Genomic DNA, 14222 nt, shown 5'->3' with positions numbered 1-14222 from the left:
AGGAGGGATCATCAGCCAAACGATCCACGACCATCCGCACCGCGCGATCCTTAAACTCTTGTGAATACCTTCTAGGCATGTTCCTATCCTCTCAAAAACAGGTAGGAACAAAACCCAGGACGCTTCAGGAATTCTAGTTGACATAATAGTGGCAATATGGCTATTATAAGTATAACCAATGTAGTAATTAGCGTCAAGGGAGATGATATAATGAAAATTGGCATATCTCTAGCTACACTTAGCATGTTATTTTCAGGCGTTGTGAGCGGAACAAGCACAGATAATTATGGCGAAGAAAGTAAAATTGCCGAAACAGGAATTTCTAAGGAATATTTCGAGGATATGGTGCAACGAGACAAGGAGCTTATGCAACGTGTAGAGGATGAACTAAAATTGGACCTCCAGAATAGGAACGGCGGAATTGACCTAAAAACAGTAAATGCATCGCAGGGCGAAGTCGGGGAAATTTGGGTTTCAACATCAGGTCAATCTTCAGGAGTAGCCTTTGTTGGGCACGCAGCTATAATCAGCACATCTACCCTTTACACTATAGAGGCATACGCAAAAGATTTCTCACCCAGAAAAGTAGGTGGCGTGCAATATTACTACAACGATTGGGCAAGTCGCGATATCAATAGAATCAGATTGGGTAACAGAGTTTCTAGCCTGAGCAAACGAAAAGGGGCAGCAGAATGGGCAGAAGCACAGGTAGGTAAGCCGTACTTCATCGATCCTACTAACAAATATAGGACGGATAAATTCTATTGTTCACAGCTTGTGTGGAATGCCTGGCGTTCCCAAGGGAATGATATTGATTATATTCGCTGGGATCAGGCAGTAACGCCGGCAGAATTGGTAAAGTCAGACGCGACGATAGCACTCTGGAGCGACTTGAGTCGATAATGAATCGCTTTCTACTTATTATACTCTCCTGCGCTTCTTTAGTAACACTTTCAAGTTGCTCATATACTCCAGTTAATACTAGTGGTAAATTTGATTTAAACGAAAACCAGTCGATTTCCATCCAAAGCGACATGTTCGACGAACCGTCATCTATTATCAGTTTTGAAAATAACAAACGATCCCAAAAGAAATTAGCAAATATCCCTTATTCGAACTATTTGTTTGCCTCGAATTGGAACACCAATTCAATATATATAGCCGCAGCTCGCAGCAATGGCCTACTCCAGGTAAATAAGGATCAAAGTTGGCAAGTGCTAGATGTATATAATACAGATAATAATTTCGGCGGATATACTGCCGTAAGTTCGCTACCCCAGGGTGGCGCTATCCTTTCAAAAAATAAGGTAGGAAATAATATTCCGGATATGTGGTATCCGGACTTGATAGTCAGAATAGACAAACAAGGCAAACCTCTATGGAAAACCACTGTTGACTGTTTTGTAGATTCTATAGATACCACAGATTCACTAGCGCTTGTTTCCGGCACTTCCAAACAAGCTTCTTATTTTATTCTGGATTTAGAGACTGGACATATAGTCAGCCATCTAGAAAAGGATACAAACCTAAAGTGGTTTCACGCCTGCCATTTTGTCAGTGATAAAATCGTCTGTATCACACAGATGAGTGACTTGTCTTACAGACTACTCCATTTCACTTCAGATAACCTGATTATTTTCCAATCAGACAGTTTTCAAGACGGTATCAACCAGGCAAAACTTTATAATAACACATTCGTTTCACTATCAAACAACAATCCTTCGCTGTTATTATTTCATGATCTTTATTGGAACAAAACCGGACAAATCCAATTAACCACGGATTCATCCGTGTTATGCCACTCTTTGACCTTGTTCAAGAACTACGCACTGGTGGGATGCCAAACGCGCGAGTCTGGTCAGTATACCGAATTCTTGTATCGGGTTAATCTGGACACCCATCAACTCGTTGACGAATTGAAGCACCGCGTTAATCAGGAATACGCCAAGGACATGGGAATCACTATCTCTTCTGACTGGTTTTTTCGTGAATCCAACATGCAGTAGCCCCAACTCCAGACTTGACGGGTTCTAAATGGGAGTACAACCTTCAAGAAGCTCAGCGGGTTAACCTTTCATGGTGTATTCGCCACTCGTTGGTGATATTTCCGGTTCTCAGAAGCCATCGTCTCCCCATCTCTAACACACAAAAGTTTTATTGAGCTCACCAGCAATAATACACTGCTTCAGGTAATTTGGCGGGATTTAATTAGGTAATTTGGTGCGAATTTGTTCGGCAATTTGGCGTGATTTTATTAGGCAGTTTGGCAAAGCATTGCGAGCGCGTCAGGGGCACGGGCGCTCAAAAACCAGGAACCCGTCTTGGCGAGACACTTGAATCCCCGGGAGATCCAGCGGCCCTTGCCCGTGCCAGGCGCGAATGAGGCGCGTCACCTCGCGAAGGTGCGCTTCCGTGAGGTCCCCGCTTCGGGCTCCCGCCCAAGTGAGTGCCCGCAGTATGACTCGACTGACTATCGTCTCGTGGACCATCTCGAAGGCGGAAATCTCGAGCTTGATAGGGTCTCCCGGCTCCCAGTCCGGCTCATCAACCAGGGCTTTCCACAATATTTTGTTGGCCTCCCCGTGCAAAGCCATTTCATCATCCTGGGCTTGGCGAGCGAATCTGGCCAAAGCCGGGGCGGGGTCTTGACCTAGAGCCCGTGCCAACTCAGGCAAAACCCGTTCCCGAATAGCGGCTCGCGGGAGAGCTTCCCCGTCCGCACGCCGCGCGGGGCCATCGGCTTTGTTGGTGGGGTCCACCACCGCCACCAGGCCGGTTTCTTCACAGGCCGCGTGGGTAGTTACGCGCCGCACCCCGAGCAGGGGTCGCCCTACTTCGAGGCCTATCTCGTCTTCATAAAGTTCATCCAGATCCTCCTCAAGAGGCAGGTTCCGTAAAGGCAGTCCGGTTTTCGGGTTGAGCGAACCCACCTTACCCATAGCCCCTACGGCCTGAAGCGAAGCCCCCCGACCTAGGCGCAACAGCACAGTTTCTGCCTGGTCGTCAAGGGTGTGACCGGTCAGAATCACCGCCGAGTCCAAACCCCGCGCTTTCGCTTCGGAAACGCTCGCGCGAGCGAGTAAACGCCAGCGCATTTCGCGCGCCGCTCGCTCCGGCCCACCGGTCGCTTCGGGGATTTGCGCGCGCAGCACCTTTGCCACCTCGAAACCGAACTCTCTGGCGCAAGCCGCGGCAGCCTCAGCCTCCGCCGCGGATTCCGCGCGCCACCCGTGGTCGACAGTGAAAGCCGCCACCTGCCACGGATCCTCGCGCGCAATTGCCACCCGAGACATCGCCGCTGCTAAAGCCAGGGAATCCGGTCCGCCAGACAAGGCCGCGACCAGGAGCACCCGTTCACGCTTAACGCCTTCCAAAAAATCCTTCAGCGCAAGCTGGATTTCCCCCAGGGCTCCGCCCGCATCGCGTTCCCACACCCGCGCGTCCGTTCCCGCGGAAGTTATGTAAGGAGCACTCTGATTCATAGACCTAGACTAGAGCCTTGCCACATAGGGCATGATTTTATCGGGGCTGTAGATGGGCACGATTGCGATGTTGCGCCCCGGGCTGGGAGCATGCAGCATCTGGCCATTACCGGCGTAAATACCCACGTGGTACACGCCTGAGGCGCTGCCGTTTGAGGAATAGAAAATCAGGTCTCCCGGCTGCCGCTGGTCGTAGCTAACATTAGCCAAGCTCGAATATTGCCCCGAAGCCACCCGTGCAATGTTACGCCCTTGCGCCTGCATGCCGGCGTAAATCAATCCGGAGCAATCGTAGCCGCCCGGGCCATTTCCTCCCCAGATGTACGGCAGTCCAATCTTTCCCTTCGCCCAGTTCAGCAAGGCGCCGCCTGCGCCCGTCGCTGCCGCTCCGCTAGGTGCGGTTGTGGCCGGTTTCTGTGCAACTTGCTGGGCCTTTTGGCGAGCTTGATTGGCGCGTTGTTGCGCCTGCTGGGCGGCTTGCTGAGCGCGAGCCTGTTCCTGGGCGTCGGCACGCGCCTGCTGGGCGGCCTGAGCCTCGGCTTGGGCTTTAGCTGCTGCCGCTGCTTCTCGCTGGGCTCGAGCCTGGGCGTCACGAAGGTCTTGAGCCTTCTTGATTTCAGCCTGCCGGGCCGCTAAAGCGGCTTCTTCAGCGCGCTTCTTTTCCGCAGCGGCAGCCAAAGCTGCTTGGTGAACGGCTTCTACCTTCGCTTGACGCTCACGTTCCTGGGCGAGGCTCACCTCGCGAGCCTTCGCTAGCTCAACAATGATTTTTTCCCGTTCCGCACGAGCGTTTTGGAGATCTTCTACCGCAGATTCGGCTTCAGCCCGAGCGCTGCGCTCAGTTTGCGCTAGGTTCTCGGCGGCTGCCTTTTTGCCGGCTATCGCCCTAGCGGCCTCATCCTGCAGGACTTCCGCCACGTTTTGCAAGGCCGTGAGCCCCTGCGCCTGGTCATCTGCTTGCGCACCCAGAATGTCGTTGACTTCCTGTTTCAGGGCTTGGGTGTGGAAGGCGTCCGTTTCCGTAACGGCCTCAAAACCGGCAAAATTGTTCTTATCCTGCCGGTATTTAGCCACTGCCAACAGACCGAGTTTGGCTTTGGCGGCGTCGGCTTCTTCCGCGGCTTTCTTGGCTTTTTCGCTAGCCGCGGTGGCCAAAGCCTGGGCAGCGCTGAGTTCATCAAAGGCCGCGGCATAAGCGGCAGCGGTTTCATCAACAGCCAGCGCGGCTTTGTCAGCGCGGACGCGGTTCTGGGCGATTTGGCTTTCGAGTTGGGCAATGCGCTCTTCTTTAGAGCCGGGCGCACCAATAGCTGCCGGAATCGTCCCCAGACTGAGGGTAATCGCCATGGCGGCGGTACCGATGACGATTCGATTTCTCCACTTGTTGCCTAGGTAATTGCGAGCCAAGACTTCCTCCCGAGGTATAAGCTTTTATAACTCTAGTCGCATCAATCGGCAGTTCGCAACAAATTTAACATTTTTCACGAAATTAACATCTTTAACACCAGAAACTTTTGTAACTTTAGTAACATTTGTCCGGACAAAATGGGACGATGGGGGCGTGTCCCCATCGTCCCAAAAACTTACTCAGCAGGTGTCGTCTTCGCGACCACCATCAGGAACTCCGCATTGGACTGGGTATCCTTGAGTTTCTTCAACACTAGCTCGGTCGCCGGTTGGGTCTCGAGGCCAGCCAACAAACGACGCAGCCGCCACATAATCGCGAGCTCATCCTTGTTGAACAGGACTTCCTCGTGGCGCGTACCGGAAGCATTGACATCCACCGCCGGATAAATGCGCTTCTCAGAAAGCTCGCGCGATAACCGAAGCTCCATATTGCCGGTCCCCTTGAACTCTTCGAAAATCACTTCGTCCATCTTCGAACCGGTCTCAACCAGGGCGGTCGCGAGAATCGTCAAGGAACCCCCGTTTTCAACATTGCGGGCCGCACCGAAGAAACGCTTCGGCGGATAGAGCGCGGAGGCATCCACACCGCCGGACAAGATGCGACCTGAGGCCGGCGCAGCCAAGTTATAGGCACGGCCCAAACGCGTGATGGAGTCGAGCAACACCACCACATCGCCGCCGAGCTCCACGAGGCGCTTGGCCCGTTCAATTGCGAGCTCCGCGACAGTCGTGTGTTCATTGGCTGGCCGGTCGAAAGTCGAAGCAATCACTTCACCCTTCACGGTGCGCTGCATATCGGTAACTTCCTCCGGACGCTCATCAACCAGAACCACCATGATGTGAACTTCGGGGTTGTTGGCCGAAATCGCGTTGGCAATTTGTTGCAAAATGATGGTCTTACCGGCTTTCGGCGGGGAGACAATCAAACCGCGCTGGCCCTTGCCGATGGGCGCCACCAGGTCGATAACCCGCGGAGTGATAGCCTTCGCGGTGGTTTCCAAACGAAGCTGTTCATCGGGATAGAGCGGAGTCAGTTTCTCGAATTGGACCCGTTCAGCGGCTTCTTCAATCGCCATCCCGTTGATGGATTCGAGATGAACCAAGGCGTTGTGTTTGACGCGCTGGACTTCACCTTCCCGCGGCTTACGGATGGCCCCCACAATCGCGTCTCCCGCACGCAATCCCCAACGACGCACCTGCCCCAAAGTGACATAGACATCGTTTGGCCCCGGGAGATAACCGGAGGTCCGAACAAAGGCGTGATTTTCTTTCACGTCCAAAATGCCCGCGATGGGGAGCATTTCTTCCGGACTCAAATCTTCACCATTGTTGTTCTGATTGTTGTCGTAATCATCGCGATCCCGACCGCGGTTGCGATTACGGTTTCGCCCGCGCCCACGATCCGAGTTGCGATCCTGGTTCCGGTTCCGGCGCTCAAAGCGGTCGGAACGCTCGGAACGCTCCTGGTTGTGCTCTCGTTTCGCGCTGGCTTCATTAGCGACTGCCTCGAGAGCCGGATTGTTTTCCAACTCGCGGTCGGTTTCCTCGGCATCTCGCTTGGACGGGGTGGCTCCCAAATCGTGGGCCAATGCTGCCTTCACATCGAGAGTAGCGGCTTCATGTTCGGGTTCTCCGGCGGGGGACGAAGCGCGACGGCGAGTCCGTCCGCGGGTGGAAGCAGCGGTGTCTTTTTCAGCCGTGTCTTCCGCTTTTGTCGGCTTTGCATTCTGGGCAGGTCCGAATCCCTGCGCGGCTTGGTTTTCTTGGATAGCCTCAATAAGTTGGGGTTTACGAGCCTGCGAAATGCCTTTGATTCCCAGCGACTTTGCTAGTTCACGCAGTTCGTTAAGTTTCATTGCAGCAAGTGATTGGTTGTCGTTCACAAGGGTCCTTATCTTGAAATGGGTCCAGCCCGAAGGGCTTTTGTCCTGGGCACACTGATTCGAAAGAAAAAGAATCAGGGAAAACGGTTCGGGATTAGCTTCGAACCTCGCGGTAAAACCGCATAGATAGAATCATACCTTCCCGAAACCATCTTGCCAAATGCTCCCGCGCGGAAAGGTTTTGCTCCGGTAGGGTGGAGGTATGAACCACGGGGAATTCATCAAGCGCGCCACCAACGCGGAGCTCGAGTACGAGGCTGCGGGACTCAACTGGCTGCGAGAGGCCGAACCCGACGGCGGGGCGCACATCGTCGCGATTAGAGGCTTGGACGGCGAGGGCCTCCACCTCGATTATCTTGAAAGCACCACTCCCACCGAGGCTGCCGCGCGCGCTTTTGGCGCCGCGCTGGCTCTCACTCATGCGAAAGGGGCGCGCTGTTGGGGAGCCGCTCCCGATACTTGGGATTCGACAAGGGCCAATAAGGGGAAAATGCCCATGTCCGTAGTCCCACTTAGTGAAGAATCGACGTACTCAAGCTTCGGCGAGTGGCTGGTTGCCGAGAGACTTCGACCCGTCGCCGAAGCCTCCGCGATGAATGGTGACCTCCCCGCTACCACCGCAAAACGCCTCGAAAAGGTCTATCACTTGTTGGAAAGTGGCGAATTCGACACCCCGCAGCCTCCCTTGGTGAAAACCCCCGCGGCTCGCCTCCACGGGGATCTTTGGGCCGGAAACCTCATGTGGACCAATCAAGGCATCACTCTGATTGACCCGAGCGCCTACGGGGGACACGCGGAAACTGACCTCGCGGAGTGCGGTCTTTTCGGCACTCCCTTAATGAGCGAAATTTATGCCGGATACAACAGTGTCTCCCCACTAGCAAAAGGCTGGGAAGAACGGGTTCCGCTGCATCGGATCTATATGTTGACCCTGCATCTGGCTCTTTTTGGAGCTGGCTACTTGTCAGCAGTAGAAACCATTTTGCAGCGTTATGTCTAAAATGCCTGTTCACTCAACACTATTAATCGACCCTCCAGTTTCTTTACCATTCAATCTTTCTCTTCCGATACCGTGGCCCTACCACAACGATGTTCAACTATTGAAACTTTTCTTATCGAAATTTGGCTCAAGATATCTCGTCAAACTAAAGTAACCGTTATGACTTTGGGGATTTTCCCCAGCTCCCCTATCGGATACTAAATAGAGAATGAGGCATATTAATGAAACGCATTATGGCAACACTTGCTCTCGCTACCCTGACCGCAGCCGGCCTCAGCGCTTGCTCCGGAGCTAATACCGGCGGTAATGCCGCCCAGGGCGACACCATCAAGGTTGGTGTCAACTACGAGCTTTCCGGAGCGGTCGCGACTTACGGTCAGCAAAATGTTGACGGCATCGAGATGGCTTTTGACGAAATCAACGCCGCCGGTGGCGTGAACGGCAAGAAGATTGAAGTCGTGAAATACGACTCTAAATCTGAGCCCGCCGAGGCCACGACTTTGGCCACTAAACTCATGAACCAGGACAAGGTTGTGACCATGATTGGTCCGGCCACCTCCGGTTCTTTCAAAGCGGTCATTCCCGTGGGAAACCAGTCCAAGGTTCCGGTTGTCTCCGGTTCTGCCACCGCCGATGATGTGACGGTGACCAAGGGCAAGCTCCAGGACTTCGCTTTCCGCACCTGCTTCTCCGACTCCTACCAGGGCGGGGTAATGGCGAAGTACGCCTTCGACAAGTTGGGCGCGAAGACTGCGGTTATCTACAAGGACAACTCCTCCGACTACGCCAAGGGCTTGGCTGAAAACTTCAAGAAGACCTTCGAAGAGGCCGGCGGCAAGATTACCGGTGAGGAAGCCTACGTGGCTGGTGACACCGACTTCAACTCCGTTTTGACCCGTTTGAAGGGCGAGACCTTCGATGTGATGTACATCCCGGGTTACTACCAGGAAGTCGGCCTCATCATCAAGCAGGCTCGCGGACTGGGCATCGACTCCAAGATTCTCGGTGGCGACGGCTTCGACTCCCCGACCTTGCTGGAACTCGCCGGCGCCCAGGCTCTCAACAATGTCTACTTCACCTCCCACTATTCCGCTTTGGATGCCTCCAACGAGAAACTCCAGAAGTTCATCACGGACTTCAAAGCGAAGTTTGGTGAAGATCCGTCCTCCTTCAACGCTCTGGGCTACGATACGGCGTACTTCGTGGCGGGCGCCTTGGGCAACGCCAAGGAGCTAACCGGCGACGCGGTGAAGGAAGCCATGGCTAGTTACAAAGGCTTCGATGGTGTGACCGGTAAGTTCGATATCGATCCGAAGACCCACGACCCGATTAAGACCGCTGTTGTCATCAACCTGAAAGACGGCGAACAGGCGGCGGCGGAAGCTTACGGGCTGAAGTAATCGCTAAACTGCTTGTGGGAGGGGTGACCGCGGCTCTGTCCGGCGGTGCCCCTCCCCCAAGTCCGAAAAGGGAAACTTATGGAACTGATACTCCAACAGCTCATTAATGGGCTATCGCTGGGGAGCATCTATGCGCTGATTGCCTTGGGTTACACCATGATTTACGGCATTATTCAGCTCATCAACTTTGCCCACGGCGATGTGTATATGGTTGGCGCCTATATTGGCTTTGCCTGCATGACGATTTTCCGCCTCGACATCTTCACCTCGCTGATTGTGGCGATGGCGCTTTGTGGGGTGTTGGGAATGGTCATTGAACGTGTCGCCTACAAGCCCTTGCGGAATTCGACTCGCATCGCCGTTTTGATTACGGCCATCGGGGTCTCGCTCCTTCTCGAATACACCATGATGTATTTTGTGGGAGCCTCAGTTCGTTCCTATCCCACCCAAACCGGATTCATGGCTGCTTCTTTCAAGGTGGCGGGAGCCACGATTTCCGGAATGCAAATCGTCATCATCGGGGTATCGCTGTTCCTCATGATCGCCCTGCAGTTCATCGTGAAAAAGACCCGCATGGGTAAGGCAATGCGCGCGGTGTCTCAAGACCAAGATGCTGCGAAACTCATGGGTATCAGTGTTGATAACACGATTTCTTTCACTTTCATCCTCGGCTCTTCCCTAGCTGGCGCGGCTGGCGTTTTGGTCGGAGCCTATTACAACTCCATCAATCCGCTGATGGGCATTATGCCCGGTTTGAAGGCCTTTGTGGCCGCCGTTTTGGGCGGAATCGGACTCATCCCCGGCGCGCTAATCGGCGGTTTCATCATCGGTATCTTGGAGACTATCGTTTCGGGACTCGGCTTCTCCACCTACCGCGATGCGGTCGTGTTCTTCGTCTTGATTATTGTGCTGATTTTCAAACCGACCGGTCTTCTCGGCAAGAACGTGAGAGAGAAGGTGTGAGCCATGTCCGGTAAGAAAAGCTTCTTGATTCAACTCTTAATTCTGCTTGCGATTTACGGCATCGTGCAGGGGCTCATCATGGGTGGCATCATTGATGCCTACATCCAAAACACGATGGTGACCATCTGTGTCAACATCATTCTCGCGGTGTCTTTAAACCTCGTCACCGGCTTCACCGGCCAGTTTTCTTTGGGCCACGCCGGTTTCATGGCGGTGGGCGCCTACTCTACCGCGCTAATCACTATCTCGATTCCGACCGTGTGGGGCTTTTTGCTGGGGATCCTGGTCGGGTGCCTCTTGGCGGCGCTGATTGGAGTTTTGATTGGGTTGCCGACCTTGCGTTTGAAAGGCGACTATCTCGCAATCGCGACGCTCGGTATGGCCGAGATTATCCGTGTGCTCTTGTTGAACTTCGACTTCACCAACGGGGCGGCCGGTTTGACGACGCCGCAATTCGTCAACTGGAACTGGCTATTCATCTTCACTGCCGGAACCATCGTCCTCATCAAGAATTTCTTGAACTCTCGCCACGGCCATTCCTGCATCGCCGTGCGTGAGGACGAAATCGCGGCGGAATCCATCGGGGTTTATTCGACCCGCACCAAGACCCTGGCCTTCACGGTCGGCGCGGCTTTCGGGGCTCTCGCCGGCGGGATTTACGCGGCCAACTTCTTCTTCATCAAACCCGACCTATTCAACTTCATGATGTCAATCAATATCCTCGTCATCGTGGTGTTGGGCGGTCTTGGTTCTTTGACCGGTTCGGTGATTGCGGCCATTCTCTTGGCGGTGGTCTCGACCCTACTCCAGCCCTTCCCCGAGATTCGGATGATTCTCTACTCGCTGGTGCTGGTCATCCTGATGGTGTTCCGTCCACAAGGGCTGCTCGGAACGAAGGAGCTATCTTTGAAATTACTGGGCTCTCTCATTCCCGGAAGAAAGCCGAATTCGGGCGAGGCCGCGGTAGATACCGAGCCGAAAACGGAGCGGGAGACCGAGCCGAAAACCGAGCAGAAGGCGGAGCAGGAGGCGGCGAAATGACCACGATTCTTGATGTCCACAAACTGACCCGCAACTTCGGTGGTCTCGCCGCGGTAACCGATGTGGAGATGCACCTCGAACGCGGGGAGCTCATCGGCCTGATTGGACCCAACGGTGCGGGAAAAACTACCGTATTCAACTTGCTGACCGGCGTTTACCCGCCGTCTTCGGGCACTATCGGTTTCACCCCCGATACCAAGGAAATCCAACTCGGCGGGAAAAAACCCTACATGATTTCTCACGCCGGAATGGCTCGTACCTTCCAAAACATTCGGCTATTCAAGGAGCTAACCGTTCTCGACAACGTGGTTTTCGCGATGGAACAGCGCGAAAAGTACTCGCTGCTGTCGTCGTTTTTCCACCTGCCGTCTTGGGGAAAATCCAAGCAGAAAGTTCGCGAGCGTTCTTTGGAGCTATTGCGGATGATGAATCTGGAGACCAAAGCCGAAGAGCTGGCGCGAAACCTGTCTTACGGAGACCAGCGCCACCTAGAGATTGCGCGCGCGCTCGCCACCGACCCGAAGCTCCTGCTGCTCGACGAGCCCGCGGCCGGCATGAACCCGGCGGAAACCGCGCAGTTGACGGAGCTGATTGAATTCATTCGCAAGACCTACAACTTGACGATTCTCCTGATTGAGCACGATATGAGCCTGGTCATGAAGATCTGTGAGCGGATTTACGTTCTCGACCACGGCATCGTGATTGCTTCGGGAACTCCTGACGAGGTGCGCAATAACCCGAAGGTGATTGAGGCTTACCTCGGGGAAGAGGTGGAAGATGTTTGAGATTCGCGATTTGAAGGTTTCTTTCGGGGGGATTCAAGCCCTCAAAGGGATTTCTTTAGAAGTCCGCGAGGGCGAGATTGTCACCTTGATTGGCGCCAACGGGGCGGGGAAAACCACCACTCTCCGGACTGCCTCCGGTCTCGAAAAGCCCTTGGAGGGCTCGGTTTTCCTCGACGGGAAAGAGATTACCAAGACCTCCGCGCGGGATCGAGTAAAGGCCGGACTCATCCACGTTCCGGAAGGGCGGCGGGTTTTCCCGCAACTCACCGTGATGGAAAATCTTGACTTGGGGGCTTTCCAGCGTCGCGACCGCGCGGGAATCGCCGCCGATTTGAAGATGGTGTTTGAACGTTTTCCGGTTCTCGCCGACCGCAAGACCCAGCTCGCTGGCACCTTGTCCGGCGGGGAGCAGCAAATGCTCGCGATGGGACGCGGGCTCATGGCGCGTCCGAAGGTGCTCTTGCTCGACGAACCATCAATGGGTCTCGCCCCGCTGTTTGTTCAAGAAATTTTCGATATCATTGTGAAAATTCGCGAAACCGGGACAACCATCCTCTTGGTGGAGCAAAATGCCAATATGGCTTTGCGGATTGCAAACCGCGCCTACGTGATGGAAACTGGCAAGATTGTTTTGAGCGGTGAAGCTTCAGAACTTCTGGCTAGCGAAGATGTTAAACACGCCTACCTGGGAGGATAAAGATGTTTGTGAAGTGGCGGATGACCGCGAACCCTTTCACGATTGACTCTGGCGCGACGGTGCCGGACGCTATCGAGATGATGAAGGAACACCATGTGACGAAGCTACCGGCTTTGCGTGACGGGAAGCTCGTCGGCATCGTGTCCCAAGCCGACATCAACCGAGCCTCGCCTTCGGATGCAACTTCCCTGTCTTTCGGGGAGGTGGCGTATCTGCTTTCCAAGTTGAAGGTCTACAAGGTCATGCATAAGAATCCGCCGACCATCAGCGCGGATGCCCTCCTGGAAGAGGCCGCGATTCTGATGCGCAACGAGGAAGTCGAGATTCTTCCGGTGCTGGACGGGGAAAAACTCGTTGGGGTGATTACCGAGTCCGATGTTTTGGATGCCTTTGTGGAAATCAACGGAGCCCGCGAAAAGGGCACCCGCTTAGTGATCGAAGCCGATGACCAGCCCGGGGTTATGTCCCGTCTCGCTGCCGTTACCGGAGAAACCGAAACCAACATCACCCATATCGCGGTCTACCGAACTGGAATGGAAAGCTCTCTGGTGATTCTCGGGGTGAATACCTTGAACACTGACGATCTCGAACAGACTTTCACTGCAGCCGGCTTCAAAGTCCGTTACGTGCTTCGCAACGAGTAGTTTTTTCCAAAAGGGACGGGATATCTTGGTAAATCTGCTGGAAAACAACGTTTTCGACACCGCCTTAGTTCTTGAGGGCGGCGGGATGCGCGGGAGCTACACCGCCGGGGCAATCAACGCCCTTTTGGAGTCGGAGGTCTACCTAGATTATGTTTGCGGGATTTCTTCCGGAGCCGCAAATCTCGTGAACTACATTGCGCGGCTTCCCAAACGTTCCCGCCAAAGCTCTGTTGATATCGCTGAGGACAGGTTTTTCGCCGGTAAACGCAGTCTTCTCACTGGCCACGGTGTTTTCAACCTGGATCGAATCTATTATGAGATGACTCAGGAGGGGGAACTCTTGGAACTCCCCTACGAGCGGTTCCAAGCCAATCCCGCGAAGTGGCGGATTGGGGCGTATAACGCCGCACGAGGAGCCTGCGTGTATTTTTCCTCCGCGCAAGTGGATAGCGAATTGAAACTAGCCCACGTCTGTAAAGCCTCCTCCTCGATGCCGGTGGTCACACCCGTGACTTTGATTGCTGGGGAGCCCTATATGGACGGTGCTATCGGAGCCAGCGGCGGGATTCCCTTAGATGTGGCGGAACTTGAGGGATACCGCAAGTTTTTTGTGGTTTTAACTCGTCCGCGCGGCTATGTGAAGGAGACTTCTCCGGCCTCCCGCCTCGCAAACCGCCTCTTGGGGAACTATCCCCTGGCGGCGCGCGCGCTGAGGCACCGCGCGGAAAACTATAACCGAACCCTGGCGCGGCTGCGCGGCTTGGAAGCGGAAGGCCAAGCCTATCTGTTCTATCCGGAGAACATGAGAGTCCAAAACTATGAGGATGATCCGGCAAAGCTCGCCACCAACTTCGAAGCTGGCTACGCCCAAATGACCCGCGAGTTACCTGCGATTAGGGATTTCCTCGGACTCGTTTGAG

General features: G+C 54.3%; 13 protein-coding genes. 10 read left to right on the top strand and 3 right to left on the bottom strand.

All coding sequences use genetic code 11. The features are described from left to right. The first annotated feature begins 156 nt into the window (after window positions 1–156). Both FYJ63_RS06790 and FYJ63_RS06785 read left to right on the top strand, forming a co-directional pair. Window positions 157–903: a YiiX/YebB-like N1pC/P60 family cysteine hydrolase gene (locus FYJ63_RS06790; RefSeq protein WP_154545050.1), complete on the top strand. Its 747-nt coding sequence runs from the start codon at window positions 157–159 to the stop codon at window positions 901–903. A gap of 131 nt (window positions 904–1034) precedes the next feature. Beyond that, window positions 1035–2006 (top strand): hypothetical protein, encoded by a 972-nt coding sequence (locus tag FYJ63_RS06785; protein WP_154545048.1) that lies wholly within the window; start codon window positions 1035–1037, stop codon window positions 2004–2006. 279 nt (window positions 2007–2285) lie between these two features. Here the strand turns inward: FYJ63_RS06785 and tilS are convergent, their stop codons facing one another. The 3 genes from tilS to rho all read right to left on the bottom strand — a co-directional run bounded on the left by tilS (window position 2286) and on the right by rho (window position 6772). Continuing rightward, window positions 2286–3482, bottom strand: coding sequence for a tRNA lysidine(34) synthetase TilS (tilS, locus tag FYJ63_RS06780; RefSeq protein ID WP_154545045.1), 1197 nt, complete (start codon window positions 3480–3482; stop codon window positions 2286–2288). A gap of 9 nt (window positions 3483–3491) precedes the next feature. Next, window positions 3492–4889 (bottom strand): C40 family peptidase, encoded by a 1398-nt coding sequence (locus FYJ63_RS06775; RefSeq protein ID WP_229770032.1) that lies wholly within the window; start codon window positions 4887–4889, stop codon window positions 3492–3494. A 176-nt stretch (window positions 4890–5065) separates the two neighbouring features. Beyond that, the gene (gene rho, locus FYJ63_RS06770; protein WP_277028095.1) at window positions 5066–6772 is read right to left on the bottom strand and encodes a transcription termination factor Rho; all 1707 of its coding nucleotides are present in this window, start codon (window positions 6770–6772) and stop codon (window positions 5066–5068) included. A gap of 202 nt (window positions 6773–6974) precedes the next feature. Here rho and FYJ63_RS06765 point away from each other — a divergent pair, with 202 nt between their 5' ends. The 8 genes from FYJ63_RS06765 to FYJ63_RS06730 all read left to right on the top strand — a co-directional run bounded on the left by FYJ63_RS06765 (window position 6975) and on the right by FYJ63_RS06730 (window position 14221). Beyond that, window positions 6975–7772, top strand: coding sequence for a fructosamine kinase family protein (locus tag FYJ63_RS06765; RefSeq protein WP_154545041.1), 798 nt, complete (start codon window positions 6975–6977; stop codon window positions 7770–7772). A gap of 233 nt (window positions 7773–8005) precedes the next feature. Further along, window positions 8006–9172: an ABC transporter substrate-binding protein gene (locus FYJ63_RS06760; protein ID WP_229770031.1), complete on the top strand. Its 1167-nt coding sequence runs from the start codon at window positions 8006–8008 to the stop codon at window positions 9170–9172. Between the two features lie 78 nt (window positions 9173–9250). Further along, the gene (locus FYJ63_RS06755; protein ID WP_154545037.1) at window positions 9251–10135 is read left to right on the top strand and encodes a branched-chain amino acid ABC transporter permease; all 885 of its coding nucleotides are present in this window, start codon (window positions 9251–9253) and stop codon (window positions 10133–10135) included. A 24-nt stretch (window positions 10136–10159) separates the two neighbouring features. Further along, window positions 10160–11176, top strand: a complete 1017-nt coding sequence (locus FYJ63_RS06750) for a branched-chain amino acid ABC transporter permease (RefSeq protein WP_229770030.1) — start codon at window positions 10160–10162, stop codon at window positions 11174–11176. Continuing rightward, entirely contained in the window at window positions 11173–11961 is a 789-nt protein-coding gene (locus FYJ63_RS06745; protein ID WP_154545033.1) for an ABC transporter ATP-binding protein, read from the top strand. The genes FYJ63_RS06750 and FYJ63_RS06745 overlap by 4 nt, the downstream gene beginning before the upstream one ends. Next, window positions 11954–12658: an ABC transporter ATP-binding protein gene (locus FYJ63_RS06740; RefSeq protein ID WP_154545032.1), complete on the top strand. Its 705-nt coding sequence runs from the start codon at window positions 11954–11956 to the stop codon at window positions 12656–12658. The genes FYJ63_RS06745 and FYJ63_RS06740 overlap by 8 nt, the downstream gene beginning before the upstream one ends. Window positions 12659–12660: 2 nt before the next feature. Further along, window positions 12661–13302: a CBS and ACT domain-containing protein gene (locus tag FYJ63_RS06735; protein WP_154545030.1), complete on the top strand. Its 642-nt coding sequence runs from the start codon at window positions 12661–12663 to the stop codon at window positions 13300–13302. A gap of 25 nt (window positions 13303–13327) precedes the next feature. Beyond that, complete coding sequence (locus FYJ63_RS06730; RefSeq protein ID WP_229770029.1) at window positions 13328–14221, top strand: patatin-like phospholipase family protein; 894 nt, start codon at window positions 13328–13330, stop codon at window positions 14219–14221. The last annotated feature ends 1 nt before the right edge of the window (window position 14222 follow it).

Source organism: Mobiluncus porci (assembly GCF_009695935.1).
Classification (GTDB): Bacteria; Actinomycetota; Actinomycetes; order Actinomycetales; family Actinomycetaceae; genus Mobiluncus; species Mobiluncus porci.
This window is presented reverse-complemented; position numbering and strand designations above follow the sequence as displayed.